Genomic DNA, 18,180 nt, shown 5'->3' on the forward strand with positions numbered 1-18,180 from the left:
CGTGGCCTCACCCCCGTGCGCAGGGTGAGCGAGAGGGTGACGGCTCTCCGTCCGGGTGCGGCCGGATTCATCTGATTCTCACGCAACCGTTCTACCGTGGGCCGTGTGACCCAGACGAGCCCGCCCGGCTGGCATCCAGACCCCGGGTATACAGGAATCGGCCCCGTTCAGGAACGCTGGTGGGACGGCAACCAGTGGACCGACCATCTCCGCCTGCCGCCCGCCACGATCAGGCGCCGACGGACACTCATCGGCGTCACCGCAGGTGTGGTGGCGCTCGCCGCGATCGGGACAGGCGTTCTTCTTCTGTCGGATCATTCCGGCGGCCCGAAGGAGAACGCGGCCACGGCGCCGTCCACCGCGCCGCCCGGCGCTCCCGGAGGCGGCGGGCGCGGGGGCGGCGGCGAGAGCCGGGCACCCGAGCGGCAGTTGCCGCAGACCGAGGACGGCTACGCCACCGATCTGGCCGGGGGCATCAGCCTCCCCGTGCCCGACGGCTGGAAGGGCACGTCGGGAATCGCGGGGGCGGGCGTGACCACCGGTGAGTACGCCTGCCCCGGCGACACGTCCCAGCAGTGTGTGCGCGGCGGCGTGTTCTCCATGCCGGCGAAGGCCCTGAAGCTCGACACCACCACGGCGAAGGCCACGGCGACGAAGGACATCTCCGCCAACGCCACGGAGTCCTACGGCGAGAAAATCTACGGGGGCATCACCTCGCATCAGGAGCTCAAGTCCGAGCCGGTCACCGTGGCCGGCCGGCAGGGCTATCTGGTCCGCTGGAAGGTGATGACGAAGAACGGCGACAACGGGTACGTGCAGTCGCTGGCCTTTCCGTCCCCCCGCTCCGAGGAGATGCTGATCGTCGTCCGCTCCGGCTTCGACATCGACGCCAAGGCACCGGCGCTGTCCGTCATGGACGACATCACCAAGGGCATCAAGGCCGCCTCGGGTACGGGCTCGGGTCCCGGCACCACCGCATAGGGGCGCGGACCGCGACCACGCCGAGCGGGTGCGGCCGACGGGCGTGAGTACCGGGGAACAACCGGCTGAGTACGACGCCCGATTCGCCGGCGGGCCGTGGCTGGTCGAATGGCCGCCATGGCTCCTGACGCACCGCACCGCCCCCGCCTGCAGCACGTCACCACGGCAGGTACGGCCCTGGCCTTGACCTTGACCCCGCTGGTGATCGGCGTACTGCTCGCCAAGTCCATGGCGACGGACCCCATGACACCGGTCAACGCGATGGTCACCCGGGGCGGGCAGCCCGTGCCCGTGTCGCCCGCGCAGTTGCGCCGATGCGGCAGGCACGCGCTGCGCAGGTGGAAGCGCCCGCTGATCGCGTACAAGCGCCCTCGGGCGCTCGCTCGGCGGTGCCCCGGGGTCCCGCCGAGCGAGCGCCGAGGCAACCACTCCCCCCGGTGAGACCGACGTATCAGGTGCGTCGGCAGTGCAGGAACAGCTGGGGCTCGGCCACCGCCGCTTCATGGGCCGGGGTGAACAGGCCGGCCTGCTCCCACAGGACCGCGAATCCCGCCCCGGCGACCAACTCGGTGAACTCCTCGGCGCCGAAGCTGGTCGCCCGCACCTCATGGCCCATGAACAACACGCCGACGTCCTCGGCGTCCACCGGTACGGTCGCGACGACCAGGTGACCGCCGGGGACCAGCAGCCGCGCCAGCTTCCGCAGCAGTCGGGACTGGTCGTCGCGGGACATCTGCAGCAGCGAGAAGTACACACAGACCGCGTCGAAGCTGCCCTCTTCCAGGGGGAGTTCACGAATGTCCGCGCACTCGAAGGACGCACCGGGCACCTGCCCGGCCGCCAGTTCCACCATGACGGGCGAGACATCGACGCCCAGCACGTCATGACCGGCCTCGGTCAGGACCTGCGCGGTCGGCCGACCCGTTCCGCTGCCCACATCCAGAACCCGGCTGTGCGGTGCGAGGTGCTCCAACAGCCTTTGCAGTGAGGCGTGGTGGGTGGCCGATCCGGCGAACGCCCGCTCGTACTCCGCCCCCAGAGCGTCGAACACCCTGGCGGCGGCGAGGCCGTGGTCGTCGTCCATCGATGTGGTTCCTTCCGTTGCCCAGGACGGCTCCCGGGTTCGTTCCATCCTTCGAGGAGTCCCTCAACACGCCACTCTGTCACGCCAGATGACGATTCGATCAGCAGCACGGCGAGCGGTCCCGCGGCCGCGTTCCCGTCCGGCGGCCCGGAGAAGAACGGCCCGGAGAAAAATCCGGTGCCCGGCCCACGCCGGTCTCATTACACTCGCCACGAATCGCACGCCGCGACGCGGCGCGCACCGTGACGAACGAGGGGAGACCGGCCATGCGTCACCGCACCGCCGTGGTCGTCCCCCGGTCCCGGTACGAGGTGATCCTGGTGTCTTCGCCCGCCCGGTGCCCGCTGCGCGGCCGGCACCGGATGTCCGTGACGAACAACTGACCTCCCCCTGAGGCATTTCGGGCCGTTGCGACGGCTCGTCACCGATGCGGTGCGCCGCATCGGGGGGACATCCGCACGGCCTGTCCGCGGGCCGGTTCGTCCGGCGATCGCGCCGCTTCATCCGGATCACCCCGAAAGGCCACCGGCCGTGCGTACCGACCTGCACCGTCATCCCACCAGTCCGCTGAACGGCGTTCGCAATCTGGGCATCCTCGCCCACGTCGACGCCGGCAAGACCACCGTCACCGAACGGATCCTCCATCTCACCGGCATGACGCACAAGCGGGGCGAGGTCCACGACGGGACGACCGTCACCGACTTCGACCCCCAGGAGCGCGATCGCGGTATCACCATCTTCGCCGCCGCCGTGAGTTGTACCTGGGACGGCCACCGGATCAACCTGATCGACACCCCTGGCCACGTCGACTTCTCCGACGAGGTGGAGCGCTCGCTGAGGGTGCTCGACGGCGCCGTCGCGGTGTTCGACGCCGTCGCGGGGGTCGAGCCGCAGAGCGAGACGGTGTGGCGGCAGGCCGACCGGCACGGGGTGCCGCGGATCGCCTTCGTCAACAAACTGGACCGCGCCGGGGCCGACCTGGACACGGCGGTCGCCTCGATACGCGAGCGGCTGCACACGGTTCCGCTGGCCGTGCAGATGCCGATCGGGAGGGAGGACGGATTCACCGGAGTGGTGGATCTGCTGCAGATGCGGTCGCTGGTCTGGTCCGACGACGGCACCGCGTTCGAAGAGGGGCAGGTGCCCGACGACCTGCGCGCGGAGGCGCACCGGCGGCGCGGGCTGCTCGAGGAGACCGTGGCGGAACTGCACCCGGCGGCGCTGGAGGAGTTCTGTGCGCAGTCGACGGTCCGCGCACCGACCCTGGCCGCCGCACTGCGCGATCTGACCCGTACCGGTGAGGCCGTCGTCGTGCTGTGCGGGTCGGCCTACCGCAACCGGGGCATCGAGCCGTTGCTGGAGGCCGTCGTGGCCTACCTGCCCTCGCCCCTGGACGTGCCCGCGGTACGCGGCACGCTGGACGGTGCGGTGCAGGAGCGGCCCGCCGACCCGGCGGCGCCGTTCGCCGCGCTGGTGTTCAAGGTGAACTCGACCGACACCGGGCGGCTGACCTACCTGCGTGTCTATTCGGGAACGATCCGGAAGGGGGACACCGTGCTGGACGTGGGCGCGCGGCGCACCGAGCGGATCGGCCGGATCTTGCGGGTCCGAGCCGGACGGAACTCGGACGTGGACCGGGCGGTCGCCGGGGACATCGTCGCGGTGATCGGGCTGAAAGCGGCCCGCGCCGGGGCGACCCTGTCCGCGCCCGCGACGCCCCTGGTCCTCGAACCGCCTTCCGTGGCCGATCCGGTCGTCTCCGTGGCGGTCGAGGCCCGACGGAACATCGACACCGACCGTTTGGTGTCGGCGCTGGCACGGCTGGTGGAGGAGGATCCGTCGCTGGCGGTCCGGACCGATCCCGAGACCGGTCAGACAGTGGTGTCGGGTATGGGAGAACTGCATCTGGAGGTCGCGGTGGAGAAGATCCGGCGAGCTCACGGGCTCGATGTCGGCGTCGGCCGACCGCAGGTGGCACACCGGGAGACGGTGGTCCGCGGCGTGTCCGGGCTGGTGTACCGGCATGTCAAGCAGGACGGCGGCGCGGGCCGGTTCGCCCATGTCGTCCTCGATGTGGAGCCGTGGGAGGCCACGGGTGAGGAGGGCGGTGGCGGGACGACGGACTTCGTGTTCCGGTCCACCGTCGTGGGTGGCCGGGTACCGCAGGAGTTCGTCCGTGCGGTGGAGACCGGCTGCCGGGACGCCCTGGCCGAGGGCCCTCCTGGGCGGGCACCCGGTGACCGGGCTGCGGGTCACGCTGACCGACGGGGCGACCCACTCCAAGGACTCCTCGGAGATGGCGTTCCGGACGGCCGGTCGCCTCGGGCTGCGGGAAGCGTTGCGCAGCAGCGCGATGGTGCTGCTGGAACCGATGGCCGAGGTCACGGTCACGGTGCCCGACGACGCCGTGGGCGGGGTGCTCGGCGACCTGGCGGCACGGCGCGGCCGGATCTCGGGCTCGATGGCGCGGGCAGGCACCTCGGTGGTCACCGCTGCCGTGCCGCTGGCGGAGCTGTTCGGCTATGCCACCCGGCTGCGCAGCCGCACCCGTGGCCGGGGAACGTTCACCTCCCGGGCCACCGGCTACGCGCCGGTGCCGAGCGCGGTGTCATCCGCCGGGGCGTCGGCCCGGTGGTGACCGTGCCGGCCCTGCCCGTTCGCGGGCGGGGCCGGCACGGCCTCGGGATGCACCGCGGCCGTGCCGACCGTGTGACCGAGCCGTGTCGGTCGATTCACCGGGCCCGGTGCGGCACTCGGCACCCGTCTTCGTGCACGCGACCGGTCGACCCGGGACACCGTTCGCTGATTCACTGCGTGCGGCGCCCGCCGACCGGGGACCGTACGGCTCTCACGGCCCCGGGTCGGCCGGATCCGCGGGAAGCCCCTGCGCGCCGTTCGCGGTGTTCGGCGCGCAGGGGCCGGGGGTTCGTGGCCTAGAGTGCGGTTGTGCCGTCGTACAGCATTGGACAGGCAGCGCAGCTGCTCGGAGTCAGCTCGGAGACCGTCCGCCGGTGGGCGGACGGCGGCAGGCTGCGCATGGACCGGGACGGCTCGGGCAACCGGGTGATCGACGGAGCGAGTCTGGCGGCCTTCGCCAAGGAGCGCGGGGCCGGCCTGCATGCCGTGCCGGACGAACTGCCCACGTCCGTGCGCAATTCCTTCGCGGGGATCGTGACCGCTCTACGGGTCGACGACGTGGCGGCACAGGTGGAGGTCCAGTCGGGGCCGCACCGGCTGGTGTCGCTCGTGACGCGCGAGGCCGTCGAGGAACTCGGACTCGCCGTCGGGGTCACCGTCACCGCGCGGGTGAAGTCGACGAACGTCCACATCGACCTGCCCTGACCTCCTCGGTCGTCAGCGGCACAGCAGTGCCGCGCGCAGATCCAGCTTGTGGTCGAGGCGGGAGATGTCCCGGCCCGTGAGGCTTTCGATGCGCTCGATGCGGTAGTGGACCGTATTCACGTGGAGGTGCAGGGCCTCGGCGGTCCTGGCCCAGGAGCAGTTGTGCGCCAGGAAGACTTCGAGCGTCGCGAGCAGCGTCGCGTTCGAGGCTCGATCGGCGTGCAGGAGCGGACCGAGCACCGTTTCGCGGTAGACGGCCCGCACGTCGTGGGGCACGCCCGCCACCAACGTCTCCAGGCTGGAGAGATCATCGACGCCTGCCACCCGCGCGGTGTGCGGGACCGTCGTGCGGGCCGCGGCGAGTGCGTGGCGGGCCTGCGCGAGGGCCGTGCCCAGCTCCTCCGGGACGGTGACGGGCCTGCTGACCCCGGCGTGCAGAACGGCGTCGGGCCGGCAGGCGTGCAGCAGTGGCCACACCTCCCCCAGCCCTCCCCGGACATCGCATTCCCCCTCCTTCGCCCGAGGGGCGACGACCGCCACCGCCTCGGCGCCGGGACGCCCGCCGACGGCGAAGGGGAGCGAAGGGAGATGGTTCAGCGCCTCCGTGAGCGCGTCACGGCTTCCCGAGCCGTCCTTCGGCGGCGTTTGCGAAGCGACCACGACGGTGTAGGGCCCCTTCTCCGCCAGTCCGCACGAACTCAGCGCATTCTGCAGGGCGTTCACGTCGGGGTACGCCGCGCCGACGAGTTCCGTCAGCCGCCCGCCGGCCTCTCGGCCCGCGGCCCCTCGTCGGTCGCCGCGGCGCCGGTGCCGCCCCAGAAGCTCGGCTATCTCCTGCAGCACACGCGGTGGCGCCTGTCCCTCGTCCGGCAGATGGAGGTGCCAGGCGTCGAAGACGGAGTCATCGGCCTCGATCCGCAGCGTCGTGCCGCGCGCTTCGCGCAGGCGCTCCGCCGCCTGCCGGGCGGGCAGTTCGGGCGCTGCGGTGGTGCGGGCGACCGTACGGCCGCTGCCGGTCAGGAGGTAACAAGGGGGCGTGCCGAGATGGGCGAACGCACGCTCCAGCAGTTCGGCCGCCGGGGCGCCGCGCTCCAGTTCGCGGCCCAGGTCCACGCGTACGTTCTCGGGGAGCGCGTAGTGGCCCGTGGGGCGGCGGCTGAGCTCTCCCCACTGGCGGAGGTAGACGGCTTCGGTGATCGCCCGGAAGCTCGTGTGCGCCGGAACGGCCAGCAGTGCGATCCGGTGTCTGCGGCAGGTGTCGACCAGCTCGCGGGGGACCTCGCCGTGCGTCTCCTCACCCGCGAGGAGTGCCACGGCTCCGGCGGAGCGCAGGGCGGAGACGAAACGGTCGGCCCTGTCCCGGCCGCCGTCCGGGCTCCACCACACGAGGCCGCTGAGGACGATCTCCCCCGGCTGGAGAAACCGGGCCGGGTCCTCCAGGTCCGTGGCCGTCACCCCGCTGATCTCTTGGCCGAGCAACGTCCCCTCCCCCCAGAGCAGGGCGAGATCGAGGCGGTCGAGCCGGAGGAGATGTTCGACGTGCATGCGGGCTCCTTGCGCGGTCGCGGGCCAAGCCCGCATCTCACATTTACGAGGCATATACCAGCCTGGTCATCGTAAGTGCCCGGATGCAGACGCAAAATGCTTCTTGGTTGATCCTCCAGTACACGACTTTGCCGGGTGGAGGTTTTCCGGGCTCCGAACCAGTCGTCCCCCTGGGCCCCTGCGGGCTTCACTGGCGTGAAAGCACCTGCCGGGAGGCGTGGGAAGAGATGGATCTGAACACGGTCACAGATGTACGGGACGCGCGTCTGCGCGAGCCCTGGCGGCCGGGCGACGCCTGGCTGGGAGGAGGGACGTATCTGTTCTCCGAGCCCCAGCCGCACCTGCGGCGGCTGATCGACCTGAGCCGGATGGGCTGGGAGCCGCTCGTACTGCACGGAGACGGGTCGCTGGAGATCGCCGCGACCTGCACGATCGCTCGGCTCTCCCGTTTCACGCGGACGCCGGGCACGGTCGCAGGCCCACTGTTCGAGCAGTGCTGCCGGGCCTTTCTGGCCTCGTTCAAGATCTGGAACATGGCGACCGTCGGCGGGAACCTGTGCAACGGCCTGCCCGCCGGGCCGATGATCTCGCTGACCGCCGCGCTCGACGGAGAGTGCCTCCTCCAGGCACAGGACGGCTCGCTGCGGCGCGTGAAGGTCGTCGACTTCGTCGTCGGCGCGGGACGCAAGGACCTCGCGGAGGGCGAGTTGCTCCGCTCCGTCACGCTGACCGGCCGGGCGACGGCGTGCCGTACGGCGTTCCGGCAGGCGTCGCTGTACGGGCTGGGCCGCTCGGGCGCGCTGGTGATCGGGGCGCTCGATCCGGTGGACGGCTCACTGGCGGTGACGATCAGCGCGGCGACCGTACGCCCCTTCCGGTTCTGGTTTCCACTGCCGCCGGACGCCGAGGAGCTCCGGGACGCGATCGCGTCGGGCATCGACGAGAACGACTGGTTCGACGACATCCACGGACTGCCCGAGTGGCGGCGGCACATGGGTTTCCGCCTCGCCGAAGAGGTCCGCCGTGAACTGACCCGCCCCACTCAGGAGGGTGCCCGATGAGCTTCCGCATCCGGATCAACGAGCAGACGTTCGAGGACGCACCGCACGCCGGCCAGTGTCTGCGCACCTACCTGCGCGAACGCGGCTGGTTCGGCGTGAAGAAGGGCTGCGACGCCGGGGACTGCGGCGCCTGCACCGTCCATGTGGACGGCGAGCCGGTCCACAGCTGCCTGTATCCGGCGGTACGCGCCTCGGGCCGCAATGTGACCACCGTCGAGGGACTCGCCCCGTCCGGCGGCGAACTCCACCCCGTGCAGCAAAAGTTCCTCGACGCGCAGGGATACCAGTGCGGATTCTGCACGGCCGGCTTCCTGATGACCACCGCCGCACTCGAAGCCGAACGGGACACCGCGCACGACGACGGCAAACTCGACGATCTGCCCCGCGCGTTCAAGGGCAACATCTGCCGCTGTACCGGATACCGCGCCATCGAGGACGCCGTACGGGGCGTGCGGCACACCGAACGCCCGTGTGCGGGACAGGCCGTGGGCAGGAACGTCGGCGCGCCGGCAGGCCCCCAGGTCGTCACCGGCACCGCTCGCTACACCTTCGACATCGAGGTGCCCGGCCTGCTGCACATGAAACTGTTGCGGTCCCCTCACCCGCACGCCCGGATCGTCGCCGTCGACACCTCCGCCGCCCTGCGGGTCCCCGGGGTACACGTCGTGCTCACCCACGAGGACGCCCCTGCCACGCTGTACTCCAGCGCCCGCCACGAGCACCCCACGGAGGACCCCGACGACACCCGGGTCCTGGACAGCGTCGTCCGGTACGTCGGGCAGCGGGTCGCCGCCGTCGTCGCCGACAGCGAGCAGGCGGCCGAGGAGGGCTGCCGCCGGATCGAGGTGACGTACGAGGAACTGCCGTACGTCACCGACCCGGAGGCCGCGATGCTGCCCGGCGCACCGGCGCTGCACGGTGACAAGGGGCCCCGGTCGCGGATCGCCCGCGCCGCGGACAACGTGGCGGGCGAGGTGCACGGCGAGATCGGCGACGTCGAGCAGGGCTTCGCCGAGGCCGATGTCGTGCACGAGGAGACCTTCCGCACCCAGCGCGTGCAGCACGCCAGCCTCGAAACCCACGGCTGCGTGGCGTACTTCGAGCCGAAGGAGGACGGGACGGGCGAGCGTCTGACCGTGCGTTCCTCCACCCAGACACCGTTCCTGACCCGGCGCGCCCTGTGCGCGCTGTACGGCCTTCCGGAGGACGAGGTCCGTGTGGTCGCGGGCCGCGTCGGCGGCGGGTTCGGCGGCAAGCAGGAGATGCTCACCGAGGACGTCGTGGCACTTGCCGCGCTGAAGCTGCGCCGGCCGGTGAAGCTGGAGTACACCCGCGCCGAGCAGTTCCACGGAGCGACCACCCGGCATCCCTTCGTCATCGGCATCAAGGTCGGGGCCCGCGCGGACGGCACCCTGACCGCCGTGCAGATGCGGGTGGTCTCCAACACGGGCGCGTACGGCAACCACGGCCCGGCCGTCATGTTCCACAGCGTGGGTGAGTCCTTCGCCGTCTACCGCGCCCCGCACAAGAAGGTGGACGCCTACTCCGTCTACACCAACGCCGTCCCCGCGGGCGCCTTCCGGGGGTACGGACTGGGCCAGGTCACCTTCGCCGTCGAGTCCGTGATGGACGAGCTCGCCCACCGCCTCGGCATGGATCCGCTGGTCCTGCGCGAACGGAACATCATCGGTCCGGGCGAGCCGATGCACAGCCCGATCGGCGAGGAGGAGGATCTGCACATCGCCTCCTACGGACTCGACCAGTGCCTGTCCGTGGTCCGCGGGGCCATCGCCGAGGACACCGGCGACCAGGACGTGCCCGAGGGGTGGCTCACCGGCCAGGGCACCGGCATGGCCATGATCGCCACCGGTCCGCCCGGCGGCCACTACGCCGACGCCCGCGTCTGCCTCCTGCCCGACGGCACGTACGACATCGCCGTCGGCACCGCCGAGTTCGGCAACGGCACCACCACCGTCCACGAGCAGATCACCGCCGGCGCCCTGAACACCACCGAGGACCGGATCAGGATCCGGCAGTCCGACACCGACGTCGTACGTCACGACACAGGTGCCTTCGGCTCCGCCGGCACCGTGGTCGCGGGCAAGGCCGTTCTGCTCGCCGCGCAGTCGCTCGCGGAGCGGTTGCGCACGCTCGCCGCCCGTCACACCGGCGCGGCTCGGCACCTGTGCGTGCTCGGGGCCGAGGCCGTCGACTGCGCAGGCCGGCTCGTCACACTCAAGGAGTTGTACGAAGCGGCCGAGGCGACCGGTGCCGCGGACGAACTCGCGGCCGACGGGCACTGGGGCGGCTCGCCCCGCTCCGTCGCCTTCAACGCGCAGTGGTTCCGGATCGCCGTCGATCCCGGCAGCGGAGAGATCCGCATCCTGCGCAGTGTCCACGCCGCCGACGCCGGCAAGGTCATGAACCCGATGCAGTGCCTCGGGCAGGTCGAGGGCGGGGTGGCCCAGGCGCTCGGGGCGACTCTCTTCGAGGACGTACGGCTCGACGAGCGCGGTGAGGTCACCACGGCCGCGTTCCGCCGCTACCGGCTCCCCCAGTACGCCGACGTCCCCCGGACCGAGGTCCATTTCGCGCAGACCGCCGACGCGATCGGCCCGCTCGGCGCCAAGTCCATGAGCGAGAGCCCGTTCAATCCCGTCGCGCCCGCCTTCGCCAATGCGCTGCGCGACGCGACCGGGATCCGCTTCACCGAACTCCCTCTCACCCGCGATCGCGTCTGGCTCGCTCTCAGCCGGCACGCAGACGCCGCCGAGGGCCGGCCTCTTGGTTCATGAACCTGGATAATGCGATCGCTTCACTCGTAGCAAGCTCACAATCACACGCGAAACAGCGTGCTTTGGGTGGCAATCACGATTCCCGCACCGGGCTGTCGGGTATCACTGGGCGCAGTCGCGGCACCGACCGCCCGAAGGGGATTGACGATGAGCCGGCTCAGCACTCCACCGCATTCGACCACCGCCCGGCACGGCACCTTCGCACTCTGGGGGGAGGTGGCCCTTCCGACGACACTGACCGTCGCCGACCTGCGGCAGGGCTGGACTCAGCACCGTGCCGACGTCGTCTTCGACTGCGCGACCGCCGGGCCGCAGCATCACACCTTCGAAGGACCGCTGCTGCGCGAGGTCGTGAGCCGGACGCGTCCGCGGTTCGACCCGGTCCGGCGCAAGGAGCGCTCCCGCTTCCTGCTCGCCGTGAGCGGTGGCGACGGCCACCACACCGTCCTGTCGTGGGCGGAGATCGACGCCGACTTCGGCAACGCCCCCATGCTCCTCGCGACGTGCATGGACGACGAGGAACTCGACACGGCCGGCACCCAGCTCGTCGTCCCGTCCGACCGCTGCGGCGCCCGCTACGTCAGCGCAGTCACGACCATCTGGATCGGCACCTGTCGCGTGCCCGGCGCCCCCTCGCGAAAGGACTGAGAAGCCGCGACGCCGTCCTCCGTCCGGGCCGCACATCCGCCGGGCATCAGCCACCGACCCTGCGCACCGCCGGACCGGCGTGGACCCGGTCGTGGCCCGCCACGACGAGCGTGGGCGCCACCTTCCCCGCACGCTGTGCGCCCCGTACTCCCTGCCGGGTTTGATCGAGGTCACCCGCCGCGCGGTCGAGGACGTCGGCCCCCGAGCGTCCCCGGAAATGTTCGAGGGGCCGTTTCGGATTCCTCCGAAACGGCCCCTCGAACCACGACTCCTTCGAGTCGGGACGACAGGATTTGAACCTGCGACCCCTTGACCCCCAGTCAAGTGCGCTACCAAGCTGCGCCACGTCCCGATGCCCGCCTGACCTGGGGTTTCCCCCTGGCCGAACGCGCATGAGAACAATACCGCACTCGGGTGGGTGGTCACGAACCGCTTTCCCCGCTTGACCTCAACCGAGCTTGATGTTTCACGCTGGACCCATGACGAGGACGACTGCCGCACCGACGGCCGACTACGGCGACATGAACCGGCTGATGGGCCTGATGACGGGGGACGAGAAACACGGCCCCGCCGCGACCTCCACGCTGGACGCCCTCTGGGTGCTCTACGACCGGGTGCTGCGGGTGACGCCGGGCACCGTCGACGCACCCGACCGCGACCGCTTCCTGCTGTCCAAGGGGCACGGGCCGATGGCGTACTACGCGGTCCTGGCCGCGCACGGCTTCTTCGACGAGGGGCTGCTGCCGGGCTTCGGTTCGTACGACTCGCCGCTCGGGCACCATCCGGACCGCACACTGGTGCCGGGGGTCGAGATCGGCAGCGGGTCGCTGGGGCACGGGCTCCCGCTGGCCGTGGGGAGCGTGCTCGGCCTGCGGGCGCAGGGGCTGACCGACCCCCGGGTGTGGGTGCTGATCGGGGACGCCGAACTGGACGAGGGCAGCAATCACGAGGCGCTCGCCTACGCGGGGCCGGCCGGGCTGGAGCAGCTGCACACCGTGGTGATCGACAACGCGTCGGCGTCCTACGGCCGCCCCGGCGGGATCGCGGCCCGGTTCGGGGCCGCCGGCTGGTCGGTCGAGTCCGTCGACGGCCGGGACCACGAGGCGCTCCACGCGGCTTTCACGGCCGCCCACCCCGGACGGCCGCGCGCCGTCGTCGCGCGGGTCGCCCCCAAGAACTGAACGCGTCGGGCGAGAACCGGAGACACGGTACCGACGAAATCGGAGAGGGACACTTCACATGGACACGATGCGTGACCGCTTCATCTCGACCACGTCGCAACTGCTGGACGAGGACCCCCGTCTCGCGCTGGTACTGGCCGAGATCAGCCGGGACGGTTTCGAAGGGGCCGAGCGGGCCCATCCGGACCGGGTCGTCAATGTCGGCATCAGGGAACAGCTGCTGGTCGGCGCGGGGGCCGGGATGGCCCTCACCGGGCTGCGACCGATCGTGCACACCTTCGCCAGCTTCCTCGTGGAGCGGCCGTTCGAGCAGGTCAAGCTGGACTTCGGCCACCAGGGAGTGGGCGGGGTGCTGGTGAGCGCCGGAGCTTCGTACGACTGGCCGGCCGGCGGCTTCACGCATATGGCACCGGGCGATGTCGCCCTGCTGGACACCCTCGACGGCTGGACCATTCAGGTGCCGGGCCACCCCGACGAGGCCGAGGCGCTGCTGCGGCAGGCAGCGGCCGGGGACGGCCGGGTGTATGTGCGGCTGTCGCTGCAGTCCAACGACCGGGCCCGACCGGTCGGTGGGACGACCGGGTTCCTCACGGTGCGCGAAGGCACGGGCGGCGTGGTGATCGCGGTCGGGCCGATGCTCGACAACGTCCTCGCGGCGACCGAGGGCCTCGACGTGTCCGTGCTGTACGCGACGACGGTCCGCCCGTTCGACGGGGCGGGGCTGCGCCGGGCGGCCGGTAGCCGCGGGGCCGCCGATGTGGTGATCGTCGAGCCGTATCTGGCGGGCACGTCCACCGCCGCCGTCAATGACGCGCTCGCGGAGCTGCCCCATCGCGTGCTGGGCCTCGGGGTGGGGCGGACCGAGCTGCGCAAGTACGGGCAGATGGACGAGCACCTCGCCGCCCACGGCCTGGATGCGCGGGGCCTGCGGGAACGCATCAGCGCGTTTCTCCGCCGCTGACCGGGCCGGGGGGCCGCCTGTCGGCACCCCGCGCACCGAGGCCCTGGCGTCGTCACAGACGTGCACCACCGCCCCATTGACCCCATCAAGAGCTGAACCTAATCTGAACGATGCACTCCAGAAAGCGCTTTCTACATCCCGCAGTCGGCATCTACCGCACAGGGAGCGCCCATGAGTCATCGTCCGTCGCCCGGCCGCCCGTTACACGGTCACCGGTCTCCGCCCCCGCTCATCGCCCTCACCGCACTCCTGGCGCTGGTCGTCGGCCTTCTCGTGGCCTCGCCGCCCCGGGCACAGGCGGCCTCCTTCCGGGTCCTGGTCTACTCCGAGGTCACCAACTTCAGGCACGACTCGATTCCCGCCGGAGTCGAAGCGATCAAGAAGCTCGGCGCCGAGAACGGATTCGAGGTCGAGGCGACCGACGACTCCGCCGTCTTCAACGAGACCGATCTCGCCCGCTTCCAGGCGGTCGTGTTCAACAACACCAACTCCACACCGGAGTCCGGGGACCTGTTGAACGCCGCCGAGCGGGCGGCGCTGCAGAAGTACGTCCGAGCGGGGGGCGGCTGGGTCGGTCTGCACGCCGCGTCCGCCAGCGAGCGCGACTGGGACTGGTACGAGGGCCTGGTCGGCGCCGTCTTCGACCAGCACCCGGCCGTGCAGACCGGCCGGATCAAGGTCCTCGACCACGCGCACCCCTCCACCAAGGGCCTTCCGGATCTCTGGGAGCGTACGGAGGAGTGGTACAACTGGCGCACCAATCCGACCTCCAAGGTCCACACCCTCGCACAGATCAAGGTGCGCGACGGCATCTTGGGGCTCGACGAGGGCGTGGACCATCCGTGGTCCTGGTGCCAGAACTACGACGGCGGCCGTTCCTGGTTCACCGCGGGCGGGCACGCGTCCTCGGCGTTCCAGGAGGAGGGCTTCGTCCGGCACCTGCTGGGCGGCATCGAGTGGGCAGCGGGTGCGAAGCCGGGTGACTGCACGGCCACACGGACCGGTTCCTTCCAGCGGACCGCACTGGCCACCAGCGATCTCGCCGACCCGTTCGAACTCGCCGTGGCACCCGACCGCCGGGTGTTCTTCGCCCAGCGCACCGGGAAGCTGAAGGTCATCGACCAGCGGACGATGAAGGTGTCCACCGCGCTGGACCTCGCGTACACCCCGGAGATGACCAGTCAGTCCGACGGACTGCTCGGCCTCGCCCTCGACCCGGGCTTCGCCACGAACAACCGGCTGTATCTGCTGCACTCCGACAAGACCGAGAAACAGCTCGACCTCTCCCGGTTCACGGTCACCGGCAACACGGTCGACCCGGCCTCGGAGAAGAGACTGCTGACCATTCCGACCTGGCGGGGCGAGGGCCGGGCCAATTCCCACATGGCCGGTTCGCTGGCCTTCGACAAGGCCGGAAATCTGTACGCGGCGACCGGTGACAACACCGATCCGTTCGCGTCGGACGGTTTCACCCCGATCGACGAGAGCGCCGGCCGCCGGGCCTGGGACGCCCAGGGCACGGCGGGCAACACGAACGATCTGCGCGGAAAGATTCTGCGTATCACCCCGAAGGACGACGGCACCTACACCGTTCCCGAGGGAAATCTCTTCGCCCCCGGTACGGAGAGGACACGTCCCGAGATCTACGCGATGGGGATGCGCAATCCCTTCCGCATCACCACCGATCCGCTGAGCGGCGCGCTGCTGGTCGCCGACTACGGACCGGACGCCAAGGAGGCCGTCGCCGACCGCGGGCCCGAGGGCACCGTCGAGTACACCCGCATCACGAAGGCGGGCAACTTCGGCTGGCCGTACTGCATCGGTGACAACACCCCGTTCAACGACTACGACTTCACGACGAAGAAATCGGGTCCGAAGTTCGACTGCGCGGCGCTCGTCAATGACTCGCCGAACAACACCGGACTGCGGGAACTGCCGCCCGCCCGGCCCGCCACCGTCTGGTACGCCTACTCCGCGTCCGCCGAATTCCCGGAGCTCGGCACCGGGGGCGGCGGCCCGATGAGCGGTCCGGTCTACGACTACGACCCGGACAACACCTACCGCACCAAATTCCCCGAGTACTTCGAGGGGAAGTGGATCAACTACGAGCTGACCCGACGCTGGTTCAAGACGTTCTCCTTCCAGCAGAAGGACCAGACGTTCACCGATCCGCGGTTCGCGCCCGTCAAGGCCGGTGAACTCCAGTCCATCAACGGCATCTTCCAGGACATGCAGTGGAACCAGCCCTTCGATGCCGACTTCGGCCCCGACGGGGCGCTGTACGTCATCGACTTCGGGCTCGGCAGCGGTACGGGCCGCGGTGGCAGCAACGAGGGTGCCGGTATCTACCGGATCGACTACGTCGGTGACGGACGGCTGCCCGACGCGAAGATCACCGCAAGCCGGGACAACGGACCGGCGCCACTGGCGGTCGACTTCTCCAGCGCCGGTTCCGGACTGCCCGACGGCCGGCCGGTCTCGTACGCCTGGGACTTCGACGGGGACGGCACCACCGACTCGACGGACGCGAACCCCTCGTACACCTATCGCACGAAGGGACTGGTCACCGCGCGGCTCACGGTCACCGGGCCCGGCGGCCTCACGGCGCAGGCCGTGCAGGACATCACCGTCGGCAACACCCGCCCGGAGGTGACCATCAAAGAGCCCCCGAACGGCGGGGTGTTCAGCTTCGGTGACACCATCCCCTTCACCGTCAAGGTCAAGGACAGGGAGGACGGAAGGAATGGGCGGGTCGACTGTTCACGGGTGGTCGTGCAGTCGCAGCTCGGCCATGACACCCATCTGCATCCGCTCGACAACCACACCGGCTGCACCGGGGAAATCGTCACGGATGCCGGGGACAGCCACGGTCCGGGACAGAACCTGTACTACGGAATCACCGCTCAGTACGAGGACCGGGGCGCTCCCGGCGCACCCGCGCTGACCGGTTCGACCTCGCTCACCCTGCGCACCGCCTTCCGCGAGGCCGAGCACTTCACGGCGACCGGCGGTGCGCACGGCGGTGCGGTGATCGGGAGCAGGGCCGATGCCTCCGGCGGGAAACGGCTGACCGAGATCGAGGACGGTGACTGGATCAGCTTCGATCCGGTGAACCTGAAGAACATCGACTCGGTGACCGTCGGTGCGGCCTCCGGCGGGATCGGCGGGAGTGTCGAATTCCGGGCGGGTTCGCCGACGGGCCCCCTGCTCGGCCGGGTGACCGTCCCCAACACCGGCGACTGGGGCAAGGTCGTCTCACCGACGACGGCACTGACGGATCCCGGTGACAGCGTGAAGCTGTACGCGGTGTTCAGCAACCCGGAGTGGAGCAGCGACAAGGCCGACCTGTTCGCTGTCGACTGGCTGCACTTCAACGGCCCCGGCGTCGAGAAGCGACCGGGGACGAAAGTCACGGTGAGAGCGACTCCGACGACGGGCACCGCACCGCTCTCCGTGACGCTGAGCGGCGCGGTCCGACCGGTGGCCGGGCGCACGATCGCCTCGTACCACTGGGACTTCGGCGACAACATCAAGGCATCGGGCACGGAGGGTGCGACGGCCACGCACGTCTACGACCGCAAGGGTGCGTACACCGCACATCTGACGGTCACCGACGACAAGGGCGACACCACCACCGGTTTCGTACGCATCGACGTGAGTTGAGAGGGGAGACCCGCATGGACCGCACACGACGCACCTTTCTGAGCACGGCCGTGGGTGTTGCCGCAGCCGCGGGGCTCGGCACCACCTCCGCGTCCGCCGCCGAGGCCCGCCGCCGCCGGCGCATCCCTCCGTCGGGAATCGGCATGCACCTGTACACCATGCGCACACCGTTGGCGACGGACTTCCGGGGCACCCTGGAGCGGCTGGCAAACATCGGCTACGCCACGGTCGGGGTGAGCGGCCGGCACGGACACAGCGCGGCCGACATCCGGCGGATGCTCGACGAGACGAGGCTGCGGACCGTCCTCGAACACGTCGCCTACGACATCGTGAAGGGGGCCGGACTCCCCCAGGCCCTGGAGGACATCCACACCCTGGGCGGCAAGTGGATCGTCGTGCCCAGCCTGCCGGGTTCGCTGCACAGTCCGGCCGGATACCGGGAAGTGGCCAAGGTCTTCAACCGGGTGGGGCTCGCCGCGCGCGCGTCCGGTCTGAAGCTGCTCTACCACAATCACGGGACGGACCATCAGGTGGTCGACGGCGTCGGCCTGTACGACATCCTGCTCACCGAGACCGACCCGGACCTGGTCGGTTTCGAGCTGGATCTGTACTGGGCGGCCAACGGGGGCGCCTCGGCGCCCGGGGAACTCTTCGTGCGCCATCCTCGGCGCTTCCCTGCGCTCCATGTGAAGGACATGGCACCCAACGGGGACTTCGCGGATGTCGGTTCGGGGGTGCTGGACTTTCCGGCGATGTTCGACACGGCGCGACGGGGCGGTGTGAAGCAGTGGCTCGTGGAGCACGACGCGCCGGCTGATCCGTTCGCCTCGGCGCTCGCGAGCTACACCTACCTTTCCCGGTTGCGGTACTGAGCGGACCGGACCGACCCACGGGGTGGCGGCCCCGGACCGCGCGCGAC

General features: G+C 70.5%; 12 protein-coding genes, 1 tRNA gene and 1 pseudogene. 11 read left to right on the forward strand and 3 right to left on the reverse strand.

What is annotated here, in order from left to right; translation table 11 throughout:
* Positions 1 to 105: 105 nt before the first annotated feature.
* Together ACIRP2_RS32640 and ACIRP2_RS32645 are read left to right on the forward strand one after the other, a co-directional pair.
* A complete protein-coding gene (locus tag ACIRP2_RS32640; RefSeq protein WP_404256657.1) occupies positions 106 to 981 on the forward strand; it encodes a DUF2510 domain-containing protein in 876 nt (291 codons plus the stop codon).
* 117 nt (positions 982 to 1,098) lie between these two features.
* Positions 1,099 to 1,422, forward strand: a complete 324-nt coding sequence (locus tag ACIRP2_RS32645; protein ID WP_404256659.1) for a hypothetical protein — start codon at positions 1,099 to 1,101, stop codon at positions 1,420 to 1,422.
* Between the two features lie 10 nt (positions 1,423 to 1,432).
* On the opposite strand, the gene ACIRP2_RS32650 is transcribed toward ACIRP2_RS32645, so the two are convergent.
* Complete coding sequence (locus ACIRP2_RS32650; RefSeq protein WP_404256661.1) at positions 1,433 to 2,065, reverse strand: class I SAM-dependent methyltransferase; 633 nt, start codon at positions 2,063 to 2,065, stop codon at positions 1,433 to 1,435.
* A 531-nt stretch (positions 2,066 to 2,596) separates the two neighbouring features.
* Here ACIRP2_RS32650 and fusA point away from each other — a divergent pair.
* Positions 2,597 to 4,703 (forward strand): annotated as a pseudogene (gene fusA, locus ACIRP2_RS32655) (elongation factor G).
* A 308-nt stretch (positions 4,704 to 5,011) separates the two neighbouring features.
* Positions 5,012 to 5,407, forward strand: a complete 396-nt coding sequence (locus ACIRP2_RS32660) for a molybdopterin-binding protein (RefSeq protein WP_404256663.1) — start codon at positions 5,012 to 5,014, stop codon at positions 5,405 to 5,407.
* A gap of 12 nt (positions 5,408 to 5,419) precedes the next feature.
* Here ACIRP2_RS32660 and ACIRP2_RS32665 read toward each other — a convergent pair whose 3' ends face one another.
* A complete protein-coding gene (locus tag ACIRP2_RS32665) occupies positions 5,420 to 6,952 on the reverse strand; it encodes a PucR family transcriptional regulator (protein ID WP_404256665.1) in 1,533 nt (510 codons plus the stop codon).
* A gap of 227 nt (positions 6,953 to 7,179) precedes the next feature.
* Between ACIRP2_RS32665 and ACIRP2_RS32670 the strand changes: the two genes are divergently transcribed.
* From ACIRP2_RS32670 to ACIRP2_RS32680, 3 genes are all read left to right on the forward strand, one after another.
* Positions 7,180 to 8,013, forward strand: a complete 834-nt coding sequence (locus ACIRP2_RS32670) for an FAD binding domain-containing protein (protein WP_404256667.1) — start codon at positions 7,180 to 7,182, stop codon at positions 8,011 to 8,013.
* Positions 8,010 to 10,808 (forward strand): molybdopterin-dependent oxidoreductase, encoded by a 2,799-nt coding sequence (locus ACIRP2_RS32675; RefSeq protein WP_404256669.1) that lies wholly within the window; start codon positions 8,010 to 8,012, stop codon positions 10,806 to 10,808. Before ACIRP2_RS32670 ends, ACIRP2_RS32675 begins: the two co-directional genes overlap by 4 nt.
* A gap of 147 nt (positions 10,809 to 10,955) precedes the next feature.
* Positions 10,956 to 11,456, forward strand: a complete 501-nt coding sequence (locus ACIRP2_RS32680) for a molybdopterin-dependent oxidoreductase (protein WP_404256671.1) — start codon at positions 10,956 to 10,958, stop codon at positions 11,454 to 11,456.
* Between the two features lie 278 nt (positions 11,457 to 11,734).
* Here ACIRP2_RS32680 and ACIRP2_RS32685 read toward each other — a convergent pair.
* Positions 11,735 to 11,808: transfer RNA gene (locus ACIRP2_RS32685), tRNA-Pro, on the reverse strand.
* A gap of 127 nt (positions 11,809 to 11,935) precedes the next feature.
* On the opposite strand from ACIRP2_RS32685, the gene ACIRP2_RS32690 reads away from it, so the two are divergent.
* The 4 genes from ACIRP2_RS32690 to ACIRP2_RS32705 all read left to right on the forward strand — a co-directional run bounded on the left by ACIRP2_RS32690 (position 11,936) and on the right by ACIRP2_RS32705 (position 18,133).
* Positions 11,936 to 12,637: a transketolase gene (locus tag ACIRP2_RS32690; RefSeq protein WP_404256673.1), complete on the forward strand. Its 702-nt coding sequence runs from the start codon at positions 11,936 to 11,938 to the stop codon at positions 12,635 to 12,637.
* 58 nt (positions 12,638 to 12,695) lie between these two features.
* Complete coding sequence (locus tag ACIRP2_RS32695) at positions 12,696 to 13,598, forward strand: transketolase family protein (RefSeq protein ID WP_404256675.1); 903 nt, start codon at positions 12,696 to 12,698, stop codon at positions 13,596 to 13,598.
* Positions 13,599 to 13,769: 171 nt separating this feature from the next.
* Entirely contained in the window at positions 13,770 to 17,261 is a 3,492-nt protein-coding gene (locus ACIRP2_RS32700) for a ThuA domain-containing protein (protein WP_404256677.1), read from the forward strand.
* 14 nt (positions 17,262 to 17,275) lie between these two features.
* The gene (locus ACIRP2_RS32705; protein WP_404256679.1) at positions 17,276 to 18,133 is read left to right on the forward strand and encodes a sugar phosphate isomerase/epimerase family protein; all 858 of its coding nucleotides are present in this window, start codon (positions 17,276 to 17,278) and stop codon (positions 18,131 to 18,133) included.
* Positions 18,134 to 18,180 lie beyond the last annotated feature (47 nt).

It is taken from the genome of Streptomyces sp. NPDC101194 (genome assembly GCF_044767885.1).
Taxonomy (GTDB): domain Bacteria; phylum Actinomycetota; class Actinomycetes; order Streptomycetales; family Streptomycetaceae; genus Streptomyces.